This is a genomic window from Bradyrhizobium sp. 215_C5_N1_1, from assembly GCF_052075935.1.
GTDB classification, from domain to species: Bacteria; Pseudomonadota; Alphaproteobacteria; order Rhizobiales; family Xanthobacteraceae; genus Bradyrhizobium; species Bradyrhizobium barranii.
This window is the reverse complement of sequence record NZ_CP197228.1, coordinates 5,408,379-5,428,603: the sequence shown is the minus strand read 5'-3', so window position 1 is coordinate 5,428,603 and position 20,225 is coordinate 5,408,379. Positions and strand designations below refer to the sequence as shown.

The 20,225-nt window shown below is 65.5% G+C and carries 18 protein-coding genes and 1 tRNA gene; 14 read left to right on the top strand and 5 right to left on the bottom strand.

What is annotated here, in order from left to right:
* Nucleotide 1: 1 nt before the first annotated feature.
* The 4 genes from AB7G19_RS26360 to AB7G19_RS26345 form a co-directional block, all read right to left on the bottom strand.
* Complete coding sequence (locus tag AB7G19_RS26360; RefSeq protein ID WP_441268307.1) at nt 2–1,489, bottom strand: amidase; 1,488 nt, start codon at nt 1,487–1,489, stop codon at nt 2–4.
* 235 nt (nt 1,490–1,724) lie between these two features.
* Complete coding sequence (locus tag AB7G19_RS26355; RefSeq protein WP_439034640.1) at nt 1,725–3,092, bottom strand: MFS transporter; 1,368 nt, start codon at nt 3,090–3,092, stop codon at nt 1,725–1,727.
* A 76-nt stretch (nt 3,093–3,168) separates the two neighbouring features.
* Nucleotides 3,169–4,698 carry an aldehyde dehydrogenase gene (locus AB7G19_RS26350; RefSeq protein WP_166094885.1) on the bottom strand — a complete coding sequence of 510 codons (1,530 nt, stop codon included), beginning with the start codon at nt 4,696–4,698 and terminating at the stop codon, nt 3,169–3,171.
* A complete protein-coding gene (locus AB7G19_RS26345; RefSeq protein ID WP_441268845.1) occupies nt 4,695–5,345 on the bottom strand; it encodes a GntR family transcriptional regulator in 651 nt (216 codons plus the stop codon). Before AB7G19_RS26345 ends, AB7G19_RS26350 begins: the two co-directional genes overlap by 4 nt.
* 156 nt (nt 5,346–5,501) lie before the next feature.
* On the opposite strand from AB7G19_RS26345, the gene AB7G19_RS26340 reads away from it, so the two are divergent.
* The 5 genes from AB7G19_RS26340 (at nt 5,502) to rnz (ending at nt 11,270) form a co-directional block, all read left to right on the top strand.
* Complete coding sequence (locus AB7G19_RS26340) at nt 5,502–6,275, top strand: alpha/beta fold hydrolase (protein WP_166352435.1); 774 nt, start codon at nt 5,502–5,504, stop codon at nt 6,273–6,275.
* Nucleotides 6,276–6,672: 397 nt separating this feature from the next.
* Nucleotides 6,673–7,890, top strand: coding sequence for a multidrug effflux MFS transporter (locus AB7G19_RS26335; RefSeq protein ID WP_441268306.1), 1,218 nt, complete (start codon nt 6,673–6,675; stop codon nt 7,888–7,890).
* 15 nt (nt 7,891–7,905) lie between these two features.
* On the top strand, nt 7,906–9,303 hold the full coding sequence (gene guaD / locus AB7G19_RS26330; RefSeq protein ID WP_441268305.1) for a guanine deaminase: 1,398 nt from the start codon (nt 7,906–7,908) through the stop codon (nt 9,301–9,303).
* A 14-nt stretch (nt 9,304–9,317) separates the two neighbouring features.
* Nucleotides 9,318–10,301, top strand: a complete 984-nt coding sequence (locus AB7G19_RS26325; protein ID WP_439034643.1) for an antibiotic biosynthesis monooxygenase — start codon at nt 9,318–9,320, stop codon at nt 10,299–10,301.
* A 66-nt stretch (nt 10,302–10,367) separates the two neighbouring features.
* Entirely contained in the window at nt 10,368–11,270 is a 903-nt protein-coding gene (gene rnz, locus AB7G19_RS26320) for a ribonuclease Z (RefSeq protein ID WP_441268304.1), read from the top strand.
* Between the two features lie 15 nt (nt 11,271–11,285).
* Here the strand turns inward: rnz and AB7G19_RS26315 are convergent, their stop codons facing one another.
* Nucleotides 11,286–12,119 (bottom strand): IclR family transcriptional regulator, encoded by an 834-nt coding sequence (locus AB7G19_RS26315; RefSeq protein WP_439034645.1) that lies wholly within the window; start codon nt 12,117–12,119, stop codon nt 11,286–11,288.
* A gap of 123 nt (nt 12,120–12,242) precedes the next feature.
* On the opposite strand from AB7G19_RS26315, the gene AB7G19_RS26310 reads away from it, so the two are divergent.
* From AB7G19_RS26310 to AB7G19_RS26270, 9 genes are all read left to right on the top strand, one after another.
* Nucleotides 12,243–13,163 carry a dihydrodipicolinate synthase family protein gene (locus AB7G19_RS26310; RefSeq protein ID WP_439034646.1) on the top strand — a complete coding sequence of 307 codons (921 nt, stop codon included), beginning with the start codon at nt 12,243–12,245 and terminating at the stop codon, nt 13,161–13,163.
* A 27-nt stretch (nt 13,164–13,190) separates the two neighbouring features.
* Nucleotides 13,191–14,630 (top strand): FAD-binding oxidoreductase, encoded by a 1,440-nt coding sequence (locus AB7G19_RS26305; RefSeq protein ID WP_439034647.1) that lies wholly within the window; start codon nt 13,191–13,193, stop codon nt 14,628–14,630.
* 2 nt (nt 14,631–14,632) lie between these two features.
* On the top strand, nt 14,633–15,739 hold the full coding sequence (locus AB7G19_RS26300; protein WP_439035743.1) for a four-carbon acid sugar kinase family protein: 1,107 nt from the start codon (nt 14,633–14,635) through the stop codon (nt 15,737–15,739).
* Nucleotides 15,736–16,773: a 4-hydroxythreonine-4-phosphate dehydrogenase PdxA gene (gene pdxA / locus AB7G19_RS26295; RefSeq protein ID WP_439034648.1), complete on the top strand. Its 1,038-nt coding sequence runs from the start codon at nt 15,736–15,738 to the stop codon at nt 16,771–16,773. The genes AB7G19_RS26300 and pdxA overlap by 4 nt, the downstream gene beginning before the upstream one ends.
* Before the next feature lie 13 nt (nt 16,774–16,786).
* Nucleotides 16,787–17,917, top strand: coding sequence for an iron-containing alcohol dehydrogenase (locus AB7G19_RS26290; protein ID WP_441268303.1), 1,131 nt, complete (start codon nt 16,787–16,789; stop codon nt 17,915–17,917).
* A gap of 58 nt (nt 17,918–17,975) precedes the next feature.
* On the top strand, nt 17,976–18,947 hold the full coding sequence (locus tag AB7G19_RS26285; protein ID WP_441256502.1) for a Bug family tripartite tricarboxylate transporter substrate binding protein: 972 nt from the start codon (nt 17,976–17,978) through the stop codon (nt 18,945–18,947).
* A gap of 97 nt (nt 18,948–19,044) precedes the next feature.
* On the top strand, nt 19,045–19,404 hold the full coding sequence (locus AB7G19_RS26280; RefSeq protein ID WP_441268302.1) for a hypothetical protein: 360 nt from the start codon (nt 19,045–19,047) through the stop codon (nt 19,402–19,404).
* A gap of 73 nt (nt 19,405–19,477) precedes the next feature.
* The gene (locus AB7G19_RS26275) at nt 19,478–19,798 is read left to right on the top strand and encodes a hypothetical protein (RefSeq protein WP_063983883.1); all 321 of its coding nucleotides are present in this window, start codon (nt 19,478–19,480) and stop codon (nt 19,796–19,798) included.
* Between the two features lie 261 nt (nt 19,799–20,059).
* Nucleotides 20,060–20,133 (top strand) — tRNA-Gln (locus AB7G19_RS26270).
* The last annotated feature ends 92 nt before the right edge of the window (nt 20,134–20,225 follow it).

Below are 20,225 nucleotides of genomic sequence, written 5' to 3'. Positions count from 1 at the left end.
GTCATTTTGAGGATTGCAGCGACGGCGGCCGGACGAAGCCGCCGAAATCGCGTTCGATCAGCCCGCCGAGCGCAATCGTCGTGCGGTCCTCGAGATAAGGCCCGATGATCTGGACGCCGATCGGCAGGCCAGACGGCGCGCGCTCGATCGGAACGGCGGTCGCCGGCAGTCCGCAGGTCGAGGCGGGGTCGGCCCAGATGAAGCACGCATCGGAGTAGTTGTAGAGCTTGCCATCGATGTCGAGCTGCCGCGCGTCGAACGGTTCGGAATGGTCGTGTGGAAAGGCCGGCACGGCGGCGACCGGGTAGATCACCGCGTCGAACTCGCGGAAGAACTGCTGCCACCGTTGCTGCAACTGCAGGCGCGCCGCGTCGGTCACCAGCCATTCGCGATGGATCATGCCCCAGCCGCGGGCGCGCTCGGCCTGCAGGCTACGGTCGTCGGGCGAGAGTGTCGCGGCAACTCCTTGCGCCTCTGCGAGAGCGGCCGGTGTCAGACGCGGGCTTCGCGCTGCGTTCAACAGCTTCATGTAAAGCCGCGCGGAGTCGGCGAGATCGGGCAGTGACGTGCTTGCGCGCGCGACCCGCGCGCCAGATTTGTCGAGCCGGTCGGCCAGCCGCCCAATGGCTGAACGCACGGCATCGCCCGTCGGCATCAGCGGATGCGTATCGATCACGAGGATCCTGAAATCCTTGAGCCGGTCATGCCGCGGGGCAGGCAGAGCCAGGCGATAGCCGATCCCGTCGCGCGTCTCGTCCGGGCCGGCAATCACGTCGAGCGCCAGCGCGAGGTCCGAGGCGGTGCGCGCCATCGGCCCGACGACAGCCAGATCGCCCTGGCCGGGGACGGGTAGTGCCGGCGGCAGGCTGTAGCCGCGCAGCGGCACCAGGCCGAGGCTCGGCTTGTGTCCGAACACACCGCAGAAATGCGCGGGCACCCGGATCGAGCCGCCGATGTCCGAGCCGATCGAGAGCGGACCGAAACCCGCCGCCAGCGCCGCGCCCGATCCGCCCGAGGAGCCGCCGGGTGACCGGCCGAGGTCCCACGGGTTGTTCGTGGTCCCGTGGATCTCGTTGTAGCTCTGGAAATCCCGCAAGCCGATCGGGATATTGGTCTTGCCGATGATGATGGCGCCTGCCGCCTTCAACCGCGAGACCACAAGGGCATCTTCCGCAGGCTTAAAATCCCTGAAATGCGGAAAGCCCCATGTCGTCGGCAGGCCGGCGACGTTGAACGGTTCCTTGAGGGTTACGGGGATGCCGAGCAGGGGCTGCCGGTCGCCGCGGGCAAGCGCGGCATCGGCGGCGCGTGCGGCCCCTCTCGCACGATCGAAATCGCGGACGATGATCGCGTTGATGCGCCCGTCCAGCGCCTCGATGCGCGCGATCGTATGCGCGAGCAACTCGGACGCGGACACTTTGCGAGCGTGCAGGGCGGTCAGCAGTGCGCTGATCGAGCCGTAGTCCAGGTCAGCGGCATCTGCGGTCATCACGAGCTCCATTGTATCCCGGCTGAGACCTTGTAGCCCGGATGGAGCGCAGCGCAATCCGGGACATGTCCCGACGCGGATCCAGAACCCAGATTACGCTATCGCTTCATCCGGGCTACGACGCTATCGCATCTGGTCGTCGTGCCCGGGCTTGTTCCGGGCATCCACGTTCTCAGTGCGGCGTCGCAAGGCGTGGATGGCCGGGACAAGCCCGGCCATGACGCGGTGGAGAGCCTCAGGAGGCTTCCTTCAGCACCGGTGCGGCAGATTCCTCCGCCTTGAGCTCCTCGAGGCTGCGATGCCGCGGCTCGATGCCCAGCGCCCAGACCGTGATGATCTGCACCACCAGCAGCCCGATCATCAGCGCCATCACGCCGGCCACGCCGCGCGTCTCGAACAGCGACACGACGAGGAACGGCGTGACGATGGTGGCGCCGCGCCCCAGCGTGTTGACGATGCCGGAGGCGCGCAGGCGGACCTCGGTCGGAAACAGCTCGGGGATATAGATGCCGAACAGAAGGGCGACCAGGACGTAGATCGGTACCGTCAGCGCGAAGCCGACAGCCGGCAGCAGGATCGGGTCGGAGATCATGGGGTAGAGGATTCCGAGCATCACCGTGATCAGGGATGCGCCGATGATGGTCGGCTTGCGGCCCCAGCGGTCGGCGGTCAGCGCGCCGATGGCCGAGCCGACGGGCGCGCCGAGCGCCATCAGCAGCGAATAGCCGAACGAGGTCGCGATCGAGAGGCCCTGCTTGACGAAGAACACGGGCAGCCAGGTCACGAAGCCATAGAGCAGGGTGTTGATCGTGATCAGGCAGACGGCGCCGACGATCATCCGCGACAGCAAGGGCGCGGTGAACAGCGTGCCGAGATCCGCAGATGCCGGGACCGGTGTCGTGGCCGCGGGAGGAGGCAGGGGCTGACCCTGCGCGGCTTCCTTCTCGATGGCTTGCATCAGCGCTTCCGCCTCGGCGGTGCGTCCCACGGCTTCCAGCCAGCGCGGCGATTCCGGCAGCGACTTGCGCATGTACCACACCACGAGCGCGCCGACGCCGCCGAGCACGAACATGGAGCGCCAGCCGAATTGCGGCACCACCACGGACGCGACCAATAGCGCCACGGGCAGACCGGTGACGACGCACACGGTGGTGAAGCCGAGCCATTTGCCGCGGGTGCGCGCGGGCACGAATTCCGTCATCGTCGAATAGCCGACGACGTTCTCCGCCCCGAGCCCGACGCCCATCACGAAGCGGCAGGCGATCAGGAAGGCCATGTTCGGTGAGAACGCCGCGGCCAGGGAGGCAACGCCGAAAAGGAGCAAATTGAATTGATAGGTGAAGCGGCGTCCGTAGCGGTCGCCGAGGAAGCCGGTGCCGAATGATCCCAGCATCATGCCGACGAAGGTCGCGGAGATGAAAACCGCATTCTGCGCGAGGGTCGAAAAGCCTGTCTTCAGCGTGACGCTGAGCACGGTCCCGGCGATATAGATGTCGAAACCGTCGAAAAACATTCCGATGCCGATCAGCAGCATGATGCGGCGGTGGAATGGCCCGATCGGCAGCCGATCCAGACGGCTGCCTGCGTTCACCAATGTCGACATATACGCTCTCCCCTGACTGTTGTTCTGGTCGATGCGGCCCGCCTTCTATGGGCGGTCGGCCGCTCGTCGTTTTTTGCTAGTTCAGGCGCTGTTGGTTGGCCGTGTCGCGATACCAGTCGAACGGCTGCTCGTGGGTCGCGACCATCACGCTCTTGGTGTTGAAGTGGTCGTTGAAGCTCTCGGTGCCGCATTCGCGGCCGATGCCGGAATCGTCGACGCCACCCCAGGGCGAAGCCGGGTCGAGACGGTGGTGATCGTTGATCCAGACGATGCCGGCCTTGACGGAGGCGGCGACACGGTGCGCGCGGGCGACGTCGCGGGTTCGGATGGCCGCGGCGAGGCCGAACGGCGAGTTGTTGGCAAGCCGCAGCGCATCGGCCTCGTCCTTGAACGGCGTCACCGAGGTGAAGGGACCGAACACTTCCTCCTGGAAGATGCGCATGTCGGATGTGACGTCGGCGAACACGGTCGGCTCGACGAAATAGCCGTTGTCGTGGCCCGGCACCTTCGCGGCAACGCCGCCGGTGACGAGACGCGCGCCATCCTCGTGGCCGTAGCCTACATAGGTGAGAACGCGGTCGCGCTGCCGCGCGGAGATCACGGGGCCCATCTGGGTGTTCGCGTCGAAGGGATCGCCGACGCGGATCGTGCGGGTCTTGGCCTGCAGCTTCTCGACGAATTCGTCATAGATCGAAGCCTGGACGATGTGGCGCGAGGCACAGACGCAGGTCTGTCCGGCGCCGATGAAGGCGCCGAACGCGGCGTAGTTGACGGCGCGGTCGACGTCGAAATCGTCGAACACCATCACCGGCGTCTTGCCGCCGAGCTCCATGGTTTGATGCGCGAACACTTTTGCGGCCGCGCTGCCGGCGATGCGGCCTGCCTCGGTGCCGCCGGTCAGGACCAGCTTGTTGATGTCGCCATGCTCGGCCAGCATCTTGCCGGCGTTCTGCCCGAGGCCGAGAACGATGTTGAAGACGCCGGGCGGAAGGCCGGCTTCGGTGAAGATCTGCGCGAGCTTCAATGTCGTCAGCGGCGTGTATTCAGACGGCTTGACCACGGTGACGCATCCGGTCGCCAGCACCACGGCGAGCGACTTGCACAGGATCATCAAGGGATGATTGAACGGCGTGCAATTGGCGACGATGCCGATCGGCGTGCGAAGCGTGTAGTTCAAATACGCGCCTTCTACCGGGATCACGGAGTCCCGACGCGCCAGCGCAACGCCGGCAAAGTAGCGGAAGAAATCGGGCAGGCGGGAGAGCTGGGCGCGGGTCTCGTTGACCGGCCGGCCGTTGTTGAGGGTTTCCAGCCGGTACAGGCTGTCGAGATTGGCCTCGAAAGCATCGGCGAGCTTGTTGACCAGCCGGGCACGCGCGCGCGTATCCATGCCGCCCCAGGCTTTGCCTTCGAACGCTGCGCGCGCGCTCTTCATCGCGCGGTCGATGTCCTCGGCGGTCGAATTGGGGATGCGGGCGATGACGTCGCCGGTCGCGGGATTGCGAACGTCGAGCATCACGCCGTTGCCGGCTTCGACTTCACGTCCGTCGATGAAATTGCCGTGGGTTTCGACGTCGATCGACGCGGGTTTTGACGGAATGTTCATGATGACCTCTCCTCGACGATGACGGCGTTGCGCTTGAGCGCCGGCAGAACGCGTTTTTCGGTGGCCCCGATATGGGCCTTGATGATGCGCGCCGCGGTTCGCGTTTCGCGGCTCTGCATGGCGTCGATCAGGGCGACGTGCTCGGCGACGAGCTTTGCCGGATCGTGACCCTTCAGATTGGACACGCTGACGCGGACCAGCCGGTCGGCCTGGCCGATCAGGTCGCACAGCGCCGTCGCCATGCGGCGATTGCCGGACGCATGAGCCAGCGCGGAATGGAAGCCGCGATTGTAGGCGATGAAGTCTTCGTGGTTGCCGGAGAAGCGGCGAAATTCATCGAGCGATTTCAGAACGCTGTCCGGAGCGCTCTCGATCGCCTCGGCGACGCAGGCCGGCTCCAGCGCAAGACGGAAGCGGAGGAGGTCGCGGGCGTCCGACAGCGAGATCGGCGTGACCCGGTAGCCCTGGCGCGGCTGCACCGTCACCAAATGCTCGCGCTGCAGCCTCAAAAGCGCATCCCGAACCGGTTGGCGGCTCACCGAATAGCGTTCGGCCAGAACCTGTTCCCGCATTTCATCGCCCGGAGCGAACCGGCACGCTAAAATATCAGACCTCAGAAGATCGTAGATGTTTTCGCGCAAAAGCATGATTCTAGGGACCTCGTTGGCTCCAATTTGGCAATCCTGATATTTCACGTCAAGAGCCAAATGCTTGAATTCCCTGACAGTTGATTTATCAATCGGGGGCCTCCACGGCACGCAAACGGGTGTGATCCCGCCGACGAAGTTAAGGAAAGACCGGACATGGACAGGCTTCTTGCCAACGGGACCGTCAACGCCGCGCAATCGGGCGATGGGCCGCCGCTGTTTCTCTTCCACTCGCTGTTGTCGGACCGTGCGAGCTTCGATGCGATCGTGCCCGAGCTTGAGGGATCGTTTCGCACCATCGTGCCGGAGTTGCCGGGGTTCGGCCGTTCACGCGCGGTCGAGGGCGGGCTCGTCGCTGTCGCGGACAGGATGGCGGAGGCCGTGAAGGAGGCTGCGGGCGGTGCGCCGGCGATCGTGCTCGGCAATGGCTATGGCGGCTTCGTCGCCTTGCAGATGGCGATCCGGCACCCGGAGATCGCCAGCAAGCTCGTTCTCGCCGATTGCGGCGCGGCGTTCTCGGAGCCCGGCCGCGAGGCGTTTCGCAACATGGCGAGGGTCTCGCGGGACAAGGGCCTCGAGGCGATCACTGACGTTGCGATGCGACGCTTGTTTGCGCCCGAGTTTCAGGAGCGGCATCCCGAACTGATGCGGGATCGTCGTGAAGCTTTTCTGCAGACGGATCCCGATGTGTTTCGCAGCGCATGCGACGCGTTGGCAAACCTCGATCTCCGCGCCGAACTTGCCGCGGTGAAAGTTCCTGCCCTCGTTCTGGTCGGTGAGCACGACGAAGCGACGCCTCCGCCAATGTCGCACGAGCTGGCCGCCGGTTTGCCGCGCGCCGAACTCAAGGTCATTCCAGGCTGCGCGCACGTGCCGCAGCTTCAGTCGCCGCGGCAGTTTCTCGGAGCTCTCAAGGGCTTCCTGCTTTGATCTGCGCCTGGCCGATGCCGATCCTGCGCTCGAAACGGCGATGCCTTCCGAACGGTTAATGGCGTCTGTGCGGCGGGAATTCACAAGCGGGGATGGTGCAATCCTGCGCCTGTGTTGCCCGACGCGTCAAACGTCCTCGGGGGGCACGCTCGCGTCATGCCGGAGCGAAATTCTTCAATGATTTGTACTGTGCATGGGGTTGTTTTCGCATTTTTTGTTGGAGCATCCCCAGGCCGCGAGGACCAGAGGATGAGCCGCCCGCATTGAAGCGGGCCTCCTAAGAGTTTTTATACACAGTTCTGGCACGCTCCGCGCGTCAATATCCGCAACCTGCATCGTCGCCTCTTATTGCGCGCACGAAAAGACGGCACCCGCGGGCATCGAGGGGGCGTGAGCCATGACTGCAGTTGCTTCGGACGCTGGTCGCGCGAAGGGCGGGATCGTGCCGATCCTGCTATGCGTGGTGCCGTTCAGTCAGATTCCGCTCGATGCCTATACGCCGGGCCTGCCGCAGATGGTGGTGGACCTCGCAACCGATTCCGCGTCGATGCAGAACACCGTTACCGCCTACATGCTCGGCATGAGTCTGGCGCTGGTGCCTGTCGGCATCGCCTCCGACACGCTCGGCCGCCGTAACGTCCTGCTCGCGGGGCTATCGGTTCTCATCGCGATGAGCATCGCCTGTGCGCTCGCCACCAGCGCATCGCTGCTGCTCGCGTTGCGATTCCTGCAGGGCGTCGGCGGCTGCACCTGCCTCGTCGTCGCCTATGCGGTTGCGGCCGACTGCTTTCGCGGCCGCGAGCTCACGGCGATCTCTGGGCTGCTTGGTGCCGCCTGGGGGCTTGCACCCGTGCTCGCACCGGCGGCCGGCGGTTTCATCGTCGAGCTGACGTCCTGGCGCGGGGTCTTCGTCATCATCGCCATCGCCGCGGCCATCGTCGCTGCGATCGTCGTGCTGCTTCTGCCCGAGACGCTGCCGGCCGAGCGACGCGCGCCGTTCGATCCGCGCCGCACGGCGAGCATTCTCCGCGAAGCGCTCGTCCGTCCGGGTTTCCTGGCCTTCGTGCTGGTGTTTGCCGCCGCGGCCAGCGCGCAACTGGCGTTCGGCGTCGTCGCGCCGTTCCTCTACCAGACCGGCCTCGGTTATTCCGCGGCCGTCTACGGTCTCGTCGCGCTCGGCCTTGGCGGCGTCAATCTCGCGGGCGAGCTCGGCTGCGCGCATTTCGTACGCTTCATGCCGGCCCGCGTGATGGGCTTTGGCGCCTTCGCGCTCTTTCTCGCCGGCGCTGTGGTCTTGACCGCGACCGGCTTGGCCGTCGGTCTCGATTTCATGTCGATCACGATCGGCGGTGCGCTGGTGCTCGGCGGTTGCGGCGTGCTGTGCCCGATGATGTACGGCATGGCGCTCGGCCTGTTCGAGCGCGACCACGGCCTGATCGGCGGCCTCATCAGCGCGCTCTGCTATCTCGCGGTCAGCGGCGCCATGGCGATCGCGGCGGTGTTGCCCGAAGCGACCCAGGCGCCGATCGGATGGCTTTATCTCGGCCTCTGCGCCGTCGCAGGGACGCTGCTTGCGATCTCGTTGCCTGCGGCACGCCACGCCACACAGACTTAAGGAAGGAACCCATTCATGACCACCGTCGGTATTCGCGGCACGTTCTTCGACTTCGTCGACGATCCCTGGAAGCACATCGGCAACGAGCAGGCTGCCGCGCGCTTTCACCAGGACGGCCTGATGGTCGTCACGGATGGCGTCATCAAGGCGTTCGGTCCGTATGAGAAGATCGCCGCCGCGCATCCGGGCGTCGAGATCACCCATATCAAGGACCGCATCATCGTCCCGGGCTTCATCGACGGCCACATCCATCTGCCGCAGACCCGCGTGCTCGGTGCCTATGGCGAGCAGCTGCTGCCGTGGCTCCAGAAATCGATCTACCCCGAGGAGATCAAGTACAAGGATCGCAACTACGCGCGCGACGGTGTGAAGCGTTTTCTCGACGCACTGCTTGCCGCCGGCACCACCACCTGCCAGGCCTTCACCAGCTCCTCGCCGGTCGCGACCGAAGAGCTGTTCGAGGAAGCGGCCCGCCGCAACATGCGCGTGATCGCGGGCCTCACCGGGATCGACCGCAACGCGCCGGCCGAGTTCATCGACACGCCCGAAAACTTCTATCGCGACAGCAAGGGTCTGATCGCGCAGTACCACAACAAGGGCCGCAACCTCTATGCCATCACGCCGCGCTTCGCCTTCGGCGCCTCGCCGGAGCTGCTCAAGGCATGTCAGCGCCTCAAGCACGAGCATCCGGACTGCTGGGTCAACACCCACATCTCAGAGAATCCGGCCGAATGCAGCGGCGTGCTCGTCGAACATCCGGACTGCCAGGATTATCTCGGCGTCTACGAGAAGTTCGACCTGGTCGGGCCAAAGTTCTCCGGCGGCCACGGTGTCTATCTCTCGAACAACGAGTTCCGCCGCATGTCCAAGAAGGGCGCCGCGGTGGTGTTCTGCCCGTGCTCGAACCTGTTCCTCGGCAGCGGTCTGTTCCGCCTCGGCCGTGCCACCGATCCCGAGCATCGGGTGAAGATGTCGTTCGGCACCGACGTTGGCGGTGGCAATCGCTTCTCGATGATCTCCGTGCTCGACGACGCCTACAAGGTCGGCATGTGCAACAACACGATGCTCGACGGCAGCATTGATCCGGCGCGCAAGGATCTCGCCGAGGCCGAGCGCAACAAGCTCTCGCCCTATCGCGGTTTCTGGTCGGTCACGCTCGGCGGCGCCGAAGGCCTCTATATCGACGACAAGCTCGGCAATTTCGAACCCGGCAAGGAAGCCGATTTCGTCGCGCTCGATCCGAATGGCGGCCAGCTGGCGCAACCCTGGCACCAGTCGCTGATCGCCGACGGTGCTGGTCCGCGCACGGTCGACGACGCCGCGAACATGCTGTTCGCCGTCATGATGGTCGGCGACGACCGGTGCGTCGACGAGACCTGGGTGATGGGCAAGCGTCTCTACAAGCAGAGCTGAAGCGGACGGTCGCGATGAGCGCATCTCCGGATCCGGCGGCCCAGGCGGTCGCCCTCGTCATCCAGCGCCGCATTGCCGACGACGGCTTTGCCGCGTTCGCGCGGTGGAACGGCGAGGTCGGCGAGGCGCTGAAGGCGTGGCCCGGCTTCCTCAGTCAGGAGGTCGTGCCGCCGCAGCCGCCAGCGCACGTGGACTGGGTGACCATCCTGCGTTTCGCGAACCCGGCCGCTGCCCGCGCCTGGCTTCAGAGCGATGTACGGGCGCGGCTGATCGCGGACGTACAGCGCTTCTTCGTCGGGTCGGAGGACGTCCATATCCTTCCCGACACCGGCGTTCAGCGCGACAGCGCGGTCTCCGCCGTCATCTCCTTCAAGGTCCCGGATGGACTCGAGGATGCGTTCCTCAAATGGCAACAGCGCATCCAGGCCGCGGAGGCCGAGTTCAGGGGGTTCCTGCGTCACAAGATCGAGCGGCCTATCCCGGGCCTGCACGACGAGTGGATCGTCATCCTGTCGTTCGACAGCGATGCCAACCTCAACACGTGGCTGGACTCGCCCTTGCGGCAGACGCTGCTTGAGGAAGGCGCGCGCTTCAACGCCGGCATGAACGTGAAGCGGGCAAGCTACGGCTTCAATTTCTGGTTCCCGGCCGGCAAGACGCAGGCTCCGGAGCAAGGGCCCGGCCTGATTTGGAAGAGCAACCTCATCGTCCTGCTGGTGCTCTATCCCGTGGTCTATCTCTGGGGCTATTTCATCAGCGCGCCGCTGATCGACAGCCACGGCGTGCCGGTCTGGCTGTCGCTGTTCGTCGGCAATCTCGTGAGTACCCAGCTGCTCGGCTGGTTTCTCGTGCCGGCCGCCTTCAGGGCGCTCGACTGGTGGATCAAGCCGAAGGCAGCGCTCGGCCGCCAGATTGCGGGATATGCACTGCTTGCCGCGCTCTATGCGGGCTCGATGGGCCTGTACGCGCTGCTGCTCGCATGGCATTGGGGACGGTGAGGCCATCCACCGTGCGGACCGTTGCGGTGCTATCGGGGAGAGGTCGGTCTCTGGACGCTGACGACCATGTTCGCCCTGACATTCCTCGGCACCTCGGCAAGCGTTCCCTCAGTGGAGCGCAACCATCCGGCCCTCCTGGTGGAGGCCGCGGGCAAGCGCATCCTGGTTGATTGCGGAGAGGGCACGCAGCGCCAGTTGCTGCGCAGCGGCGCCGGCTTTCGCCGGCTCGACCGCATCCTGCTGACGCACGGGCACCTCGATCACGTGCTCGGCATCCCCGGTCTCTTCTCGACGCTGGGGTTGCGGCAGACCTCCGACGTGATGACCGTTCATGCGGGCCCGGGCACGCTCGACATCGTCGTTCGCATGCTCGCCGGCTTGTCGGGCGCGGGCAGGGCGCCGATCCCTGTGGCGTTCGCACCGCTGACCGAGGGGCAAGTCATCGATGCCGGCGACTTCACCATCGACTGCTTTCCGGTCCGCCACCGCGACACCGACAGCTTTGGCTTCTCTTTCCAAAGCCCCGCGCGCCGCCACCTTCTGCCCGAGCGCCTCGCGTCTCTCAGTGTCCCGGACGGGCCAATGCGCGGAGAGCTGGCCGCCGGACGGCCGGTCGTGATCGCCGGTCGAACCATCGATCCGGAGGACGTCCTGGGTCCGCCGGGCGGCGGGAGGAAGCTCGTCGTGGTCGGCGACACTGAAACCACTGATGGTCTATCCCGACATGTCGCCGACGCCGACTTGCTGGTGATCGAGGCGACGTTCCTCGATCGTGACGCCGCGACCGCGCGGGACTACGGCCATCTCACGGCGACCGAAGCCGCTTCGTTTGCCGCCGCCAACAACGTCAAGCAGCTCGTGCTGGTCCACATGTCGGGACGGTACGACGATGAAGAGATATTGGCCGAAGCGACAAGGGTGTTTCCGAATACGCGGATCGCCGCCGACTTCGATCACATCGTGATCTAATCGCCATCACCGCACTCAGCTCGTCAATCCAGACTTGATCGTGAGATCCTGGACTTGGGCCGTCGCCTGCATCAGCCGCGGCAACGCCTGGTCGCGGAAGGCCGCCATGTCCATGCGCATCGCATCGACCGTGACGCTCAGGCCGCCGATCACAAAACCCTGAGCGTCGAAGATCGGCGTTGCCAGCGTGCGCAGGCCATAGGCATTCTCGCCGTCGGAGACGGCATGGCCTTTTTTCTTCACCTGATCGAGCCGGGCGAGCAGTGCATCGAGATCGGTCAGCGTTCGCTCCGACAGTTTGACGCGAGGACGCAACTCGAGCCGCTCGATCTGCTGGTCGCGTGGCAGATGCGCCAGCATGACATGACCGAGCGCGGCGCTGTAGGCGGGGATGCGCGTGCCCGGCCGGCGGTCCATCTTGTGACGGTCGAGGCCGGCACCGACGCGCGCGAGATAGACCACGTCGCCGCCATCGAGAATGCCGAGCGAGGCCGCATCGCCGACCGCTGGGACGAGGTCGCGCAGCAGCGGCTCGACGATCGGCCGCAACGAGCCGCGCGACAGCACGGTGTAGCCGAGGTCGAGACAGGCGACGCCGAGACGGAACCGGCGACTTTGCGGAACGGCCTGGAGATAGCCGAGTTCGGTCAGGGTCTGGATCAGGCGGAACGCCGTCCCGCGATCGAGTTCGGCCCGTGCGGCAATCTCACTCAGGGTCAGCTCGAAGGTTTCGCTGGTGAAACTCTTGAGCACGGCAAAGGCCTTGCCGACGGAGGCGACATAATTCTTGGGATTTTTGGCGCTAGTTTCCGATACGCGCTTCGCTGCCTTCCCTGCGACCTTGGCCATGCTCGAATGCCCCACCATGACAGCCATGCCCTTGACGTCGGGCCGGGCTGATTTTACGACTGCACCAGCAAATAACAAATGTTCGCATTCCGAACAACATCGTTCTGACGATCGGAGGAAGTTTTGTCGACATCATCGCTGCACCCTCATGGCGTGTTCTCCGCCGCGTTGACGCCGCTCGACGCTGAGCTTGCTCCCGATCATGCGCGCTTCGTGGACCATTGTCGCTATCTGCTCGACGAAGGCTGCGACGGCATCGCGATGCTGGGCACGACGGGTGAGGCGAACTCCTTTTCGGTGGCCGAACGCACGGCGCTGCTCGAGGCGGTGGTGGCCGCCGGCATCGCGCCGCGGCGGCTTTTGCCCGGCACCGGCGTTGCCGCGCTCAGCGACACCATCGCGCTGACGCGCCACGCCCTCTCGGTCGGCGTCGACACCGTGGTGATGCTGCCGCCGTTCTACTACAAGAACGTCACAGATGACGGCATCTTCGCCTCCTACAGCGAAGTGGTGCAGCGCATCGGTGATGCGCGCCTGAAAGTCGTCCTCTATCACTACCCGCAGATGTCGGCGCAGCCGATCTCGCATGCGCTGATCGAGCGGCTGCGCAAGGCCTATCCGGCCACGTTCACGGGCATCAAGGATTCGTCCGGCGACTTCGCCAACATGACGGCGATGGTCGAGCGCTTCCCGGGCTTCGCTGTCCTCGGCGGCGCCGATCCATTGATGCTGCCGCTGCTGCGCAGGGGCGGCGCGGGCTGCATCACCGCGACCTCCAATGTCATCGCGCGCAGTCTTGCCTATGTCTTCAAGCACTTTGGCGACAGTGACGACGATCCGGCGCTCAAGGCGGCGCAGGCGCGCATCGTGAAGGCGCGCGAGCTGGTCTCGCAATTTCCGCAGATGGCCTCGCTGAAGGCGCTGGCGGCCGACCGCACCAAGCATGCCGGTTGGCAGCGCCTGCGGCCGCCGCTGGAGTCTTTGCCGCCGGACCAGCTGAAAGAGCTGCTTGCGAATGCTGCGGCATTCGCAGCCTCCGCCTAGGCCCGGTACGGACGACGAGGCGATCTGATGTCCGACTCATTCCAGGATGCATTGGCCGGGCTCGCCGCGATCGTCAGCGACAAGCACGTCATCGCGTCCGGAGCCGACCAGGAGCCTTATGTGGTGGACTGGCGCGGGCGCTATCGCGGCCGGGCGGTCGCGGTGGTGAAGCCCGGCTCGACCGCCGAGGTCGCCTCCGTCGTCAAATACTGCGCCGATAGGCGCCTTGCGATCGTGCCGCAAGGCGGCAACACCGGCATGTGCGGAGCCGCGACGCCGGACGATCACGCGGGCAATGTCGTGATCCGGCTCGACCGCATGCGAGCCGTGCGCGACGTCAGTCCGCTCGCCAATACGATCACGGTCGAGGCCGGCTGCATTCTCGCCGAGGTCCAGAATGCGGCGCGTAGCGTCGATCGCTACTTTCCCTTGAGCCTGGGTGCCGAGGGTTCCTGCCAGATCGGCGGCAACATCTCGACCAATGCCGGCGGCACGGCCGTCCTGCGCTACGGCCCGACGCGCGATCTCGTGCTCGGGCTCGAAGCCGTGCTGCCCGACGGGCGTATCTTCAACGGCCTGCGCGCGCTGCGCAAGGACAACACGGGTTACGCGCTCAAGCAGCTCTTCATCGGGGCGGAAGGCACGCTCGGCATCGTCACCGCGGCGGTGCTGAAACTGTTCTCGCCGCCGCGCAGCTCGGCGCTGGCGCTGGTGAAATTGCAGGGTGTCGCGCAGGCACTCGAGATCATGGCGCGCCTGCGCGGTGTGGTCGGCGACCGGCTCGGCAGCCTCGAAATCATGTCGCGCTCGCAGATCGAGGCGATCGCGGAGACCGTGCCGCATGTCACCATCCCGTTCGAGCTGACGACACCGTGGTATCTGATCGTTGAGTTGACGGACACGCTCGCGGGCGTCGATCTCGACGAGCCGCTCGCCACGGCGTTGGCGGATGCGATGGAGGCCGGCATCGCCGAAGACGTCATCCTGGCCTCCAACCTCGCGCAGGCGAAGGCGATCTGGGCCGTCAGGCACAGCGTGTCCGAAGGCAACAAGCGCAGCGGCTATGTCGTCTCGCACGACAGCGTTGTGCCGCTGGAGCGCCAGGCGGACTTCGTCACCAATGTCGAGGCGCGAATTATGGCCGCTGTGCCGCATGCCCGCGTGGTGATGCATGGCCATATCGGCGACGGCAACATCCACGTGATCGCCCTGATCGACCGTGCGCATTGTCAGGAGCCGGCGACCACGGCCGCCCTGGTGGCGCAAATCAATGAGATCGTCGACGATGAGACCGCAGCGCAGGGCGGGGCGATCAGTGCCGAGCACGGCATCGGGATCACCAATCGCGTCCGGCTGGCCCGTGTCGCCGATCCGCTCGATATCGAGCTGATGCGCGGCATCAAGCGCTTGCTCGATCCGAACGGCCTGATGAACCCCGGCAAGATCTTTGGCGCGGGAGCAGCATGACGATGACGGTCGTGCGCCTGCTTGCCGACGATCTCACCGGCGCGCTCGACACCGCGGCGGAGTTCGTCGGCCTGTGCGGACCGTTCGACGTCACCTGGGCGGATTCGCCCGCGGCTCCGAGCGCGCAAAGCCTCGCGATCGACAGCGGCACCCGCGAGCGGTCGAAAGCCGACAGCGTCGAGATCGTCGGACGGCTGGCGCCGCAGCTTCAGGGTGGGACGATCGCCTACAAGAAGGTCGATAGCCTGCTCCGCGGTGCCTGGGCGGCCGAGCTCGGCGCCTGCCTGCGCGGCGGCGATTGGGCGTCATGCGTGGTCGCACCGGCCTTCGACTATCAGGGACGCCGCACCATGGGCGGCCAGCAATTTGCGCGTACGGTCCAAGGCGACTGGCATCGTGTCGGTGACAATCTCCTGGCTCAACTGCAGCTCGAGGGCATCGATGCACGGCAGGGCCGGGCCGATACGCTGTCGCAAGGCGGTGTTCAGGTCTTCGATGCCGAGAGCGACATCGACCTCGATCGCGTCGTCGAAATGGCGCGGCAGATGCCGGGGCCCGTGCTGTGGTGCGGAAGCGGCGGGCTGGCCGGCGCGCTCGCCCGCGGCCATCGCGCCGATGCGCCTAGCCGGCTGAAGCGGCCGGTGCTGGGGCTGTTCGGTTCCGACCAGGCCGCCACCGCCTCCCAGCTCGCAGCATGTGGCGAAGCCACCATCGCGTTGGCCGAAGGTGAGGGGGGCGCAGGCGTTCAACGCAAGCTGGCTGACGATGGCGTGGCGCTGGTGAAATTCGCGCTCGCGGATGGCCTTTCGCGCGCTGAGGCCGCCCAGCGGATCGCGCGCGAGCTGACGACGCTGATTGCGGTGCTCAATCCGCCCGGAACCTTGATCGTTGCTGGCGGCGAGACCTTGAAGGCCGTATGCGTTGCGCTTGGCGCGCATGCGCTCCAGGTGACGGGGCGTATCGTGCCGGGGCTACCGCGCTCGATTCTGCAAGGCGGCCGCTGGGCCGGCGTGGATGTCATCTCGAAATCCGGCGCGTTCGGCACCAGCGAGCTGTGGCGCGATCTGCTCCGGGATAATCATTTGCTCAATACGGGGAGCCCGACATGACCTCTCGTCATCTTGCCATTACCATGGGCGATCCGGCCGGGATCGGCCCGGAGATCATCGTCAAGGCCTGCCTCGGGCTGAAGGACCGGATCGCGACAGGCGATCTGCGCATCCTGATCATCGGCAGCGGCGCCGCGCTCGATGGTGCCAAGGCCGCGCTCGGCGCTGCCGTTGCGATTCCGGAGGTGAGTGCCGACGATGCTGACTGGCCGAACCTCTGTTTCCTCCAGGCGGATGTCGAGGGCACCCCGATCAAGCCCGGCGTCTTGAGCGCCGATGGCGGCCGCTTTGCCTACAAGGCGATCGAACAGGGCGTGCTTCTGACCCAGGCCGGGCGGACCTCCGCGATTGTCACCGCGCCGCTCAACAAGGAAGCACTCAACAAAGCCGGCTATCACTTCCCTGGCCATACCGAGATGCTGGCGCACCTCACCGGCGTGCGCGGGTCGGTGATGCTGCTCGCCCACGGCAACATGCGCGTCAGCCATGTCTCGACCCACGTGGCGCTGGAAGACGTGCCGAAGCGTCTGACGCCGGAGCGTCTGCGCATGGTGATCGATCTCACCAACGAGGCCTTGCTGCGGCTCGGTATCGCCAAGCCGAAGATTGCGATCGCCGCGCTCAATCCGCATGCCGGCGAGGGCGGTCTGTTCGGCCGGCAGGATATCGACGTTTCGGCACCGACGATTGCCAAGGCCGTCGCCGATGGCCTCGACGTCGTCGGCCCGGTGCCCGGCGACACCATCTTCGTCAAGCTGCGCGCCGGCCAGTACGATGCTGCGGTCGCGATGTATCACGACCAGGGGCACATCCCGGTCAAACTGCTGGGCTTCCAGGTCGATCCCGCGACCGGGCGCTGGCAGGAGCTCTCCGGCGTCAACATCACGCTGGGCCTGCCGATCATCCGCACCTCCGTCGATCACGGCACCGCCTTCGACATTGCCGGCAAGGGCATTGCCAACGAGCACAGCCTGATCGAGGCCATCGACTATGCCGAGCGGCTCTCCGCTGGCGTCTCCGCCTCCAAGTCATGAGATCTAGCGCACGATGACCAACGCCTTCACGCCCATCGAAATCCAACGTCCCACCATCCTGGAATTCGGCAACGGCACCATCACGGCTGCTGCGCGCTTCGCCGAGCGGATCGGCGCCAGGCGGCCGCTGGTGATTTCCGATCCGTTCAATGCGTGCCGCGTCGATGCGCTGGCGCTGCCGGGGGCAGTGAAAGTGTTTGGCGACGTCAAGCCTGAACCGGACCTGCCTAATCTGGAGAAGGCGGTGGCGATGGCGAAAGAGGTCGCGCCTGATCTCGTCGTCGGCTTCGGCGGCGGCAGCGCGATGGATCTCGCCAAGCTGGTCGCGGTGCTCTGCACGAGCGACGTGGCCTTTGCCGATATCGTTGGGCCGGAAAAAGTCGCCGGCCGCAGCGTGCCGCTGATGCAGATCCCGACCACGTCGGGCACCGGCAGCGAGGCCGGCACCCGCGCGCTCGTCACCGATCCTGTCAGCCAGAACAAGCAGGCGGTGCAGAGCCGCTTCATGCTTGCTGATATCGCCATCGTCGATCCTGATCTCACAATGACCGTTCCGAAGGAGGTCACTGCGGCCACCGGCGTCGATGCGCTGGCGCATTGCGTCGAGGCCTATACCAGCCGCAAGGCGCATCCCATGATCGATCTCTACGCGATCGAGGGCGCGCGGCTGGTCGGGCAATATCTCAAGCGGGCGGTCGCTGACGGCGGCGATCGCGAGGCGCGCGCGGGTCTCTCCCTGGCCTCGCTCTATGGCGGCTATTGCCTTGGACCGGTGAACACCACCGCCGGGCATGCTGTCGCTTATCCGCTGGGCACGCGCCATCATGTCGCACATGGGCTCGCCTGTGCCTTGATCTTCCCGCACACGCTGGCCTTCAACATGCCGGCAGTCGAGGCGAAGACGGTCGCGGTGCTGGCGGCGCTCGGCCTGCCGGCGCAGAACGATGCGAAGCTCGCATTCGACGCCACTTACGAGTTCTGCAAGAACCTCGGCATCGAGATGCGTCTGTCCGCGCTCGGCGTGCCCAAGGGCGATCTCGGCGTGATGGCCGACGAGGCCCATGCCATTCGCCGCCTGCTCGACAATAATCCGCGAGACCTCGGCCGGGATGCGATCCTGAACATGTACGAGGTCGCGTTCTAGTCACCTCCGCCGCGCGCGGCACCCAATCAACAAAACAGTAGCAGTAGAGGAAACTTCGATGAGATCGATGTGGCTTGGTCTTGTGTCAGCCGTGCTGCTGGCGACGTTGCCGGCAAAGGCGCAGGACGGCTATCCGGCCAAGCAGGTGACGGTGATCGTCCCCTTCGCCGCCGGCGGTACCGCCGACATCTTCGCGCGCATGGTGTCGAACCATCTGCAAGTGAAGCTGGGCAAGCCGTTCGTGGTCGAGAATGTCGGCGGCGCCGGCTCGATCCTCGGCGTGACGCGGCTGGCGAAATCGGCGCCTGACGGCATTACGCTCGGCCTTGCCAGCACCTCCGCGCTCGCGATCAACCCCACGCTCTACGGGCCCAAGCTCAGCTACCAGCCGGACAGGGACCTGGTGGCGGTCGCCCAGATCAGCGTCGTGCCGAACGTGCTCGTGGTGAATCCCAACAAGATCAAGGCGCGCACCGTGCCGGAGCTGATCGCCTATCTGAAGGCGAACCCGGACAAGGTCTCGTTCGGCTCGGCCGGCGTCGGCACCTCGCAGCATCTTGCCGCCGAACTGTTTCAACAGATGACAGGTACCAAGATGGTGCATGTGCCCTACAAGGGCTCCAGCCAGATGCTGACGGATCTGTTGAGCGGCCAGATCGATCTTGCCTTCGACAACGTGCCGCTGCTGCTGCCGCAGGTGAAGACCGGCCAGCTCGCGATGCTCGCCACTGCAACGCCCAAGCGCGCCGCCTTCGATCCGGAAGTCCCGGCCGTCGCCGAATTCCTGCCGGGCTTCGAAGCGGTGGCCTGGCACGGCTTCTTCGTTCCCGCGGCCACGCCGAAGCCCATCGTCGAAAAGCTGTCGGGCGAGATCCGCGCCTTCATGCAGCAGCCGGAGACGGTGCAGAAGATGGCCGAGCTCGGCGCGGCCGCGGTTGCGGTCGATTCCGAACCTTTCAAGGCCTACATCGCCTCCGAGACGGAGCGGTGGAAGAAGGTGATCGAAGCGGCGAATATCAAGCTGGAGTAGGCGACGGTCGTTTATCTGGCGGACGGGTCGCTGTCGGCTCGGCTTCCTCACGAGCCCCCGCCGCTTCAAGGACGTGTTCGATGGGTCGGCGTTTCTGGTGTCGATCGTTATCGGCTGCGTGGCGGGGATCTCCGCGGGGCTTATGGTCGAGCCGAAGGAAATCGGCCGGCAATTTCTCCTGAGCGTCCTGGCGGCCGGATACGCTGGCGCTGACTTCATCGACGCGTTCGTGAAGAAGAGCGTCCCCGACATCAACAAGGTTGCGGAAGCGGCCAAAGCCGTCGGCGGGCCGGAAAACTTGCCGGCCGTGAAGGCGTTGGCGGTGAGGCTCCGGCCGTCGCCAACGCGATCCGCGCCAAGGCGGCAGCCGGGACTTGAAAGCCTGGTCGAAGGGGAAGGCGGCGATCGGGTGGTTTGTCGGGGCCTGATATCTGTCCGTCAGGCTGCGCTGATTTAATAGGCGAAAGGCCGGCGCCGCGTGTCGGGACGAGGGGCGGACAATTCGCAGCTTGGCAAAGGAGAGACGTGTCATGACTGTCCTGCTGAGAAACACCTTCAAGGCCTGGATCGACCGGGCGCCAGGCGCGCCGCCCAAGCTGGTCATGGTCGGCGACGTGAGAGTACCGACCGATGGCTGGCAGGCCCGGCTGACCAGGCGTTCGCCGCAAGGGATCAACCCGAAGATCCTGATCCTCGACGTGAACACGCAGCAGCCGGGTGGCGAAGCGCAGGAAGCGATCACCACGATCCCGCTCCGCTACGAGGAGAGCCCGCCGCAGGACGAATACGGCCAGGTGATGATCGCGAACGGCAAGGCTGAGATCGTGGTTCGAGTCTGCGGCTCGAACTAGCTGAGGCGCTGATGAAGCAGCAGACGGGGGGATTTTCGGCCGCAGGCATCAGCGAACTGGATCAGGCGCTGCCTGCGCCGGCGGGTCTTGGTTACCGGCGCAGTCGGGCCGCCGGTTCACAGGCCCGTGCACCGCAGCGCTTGCCAGCCCAAGGCCGAGCGGGTAGAACGCTGCCACGCCTGAGCCGTGATTTGCGCCAAACGCGCTTCCGGCCGCAGCTGAACAAGTCAGCAAGCTATTGAATTTGTTCGGCTATTCCGTTGGGGAATGGTGTAACGGTAGCACAGCAGACTCTGACTCTGTTTGTCTTGGTTCGAATCCAGGTTCCCCAGCCAGTTCCTAATTCATTGAAATCGTTGAAATATTTGCCGTTCGATCGCGGCGATTTTGGCCGTCTTCTTGTTGCGCCTGTCGCACCTAAATCGTG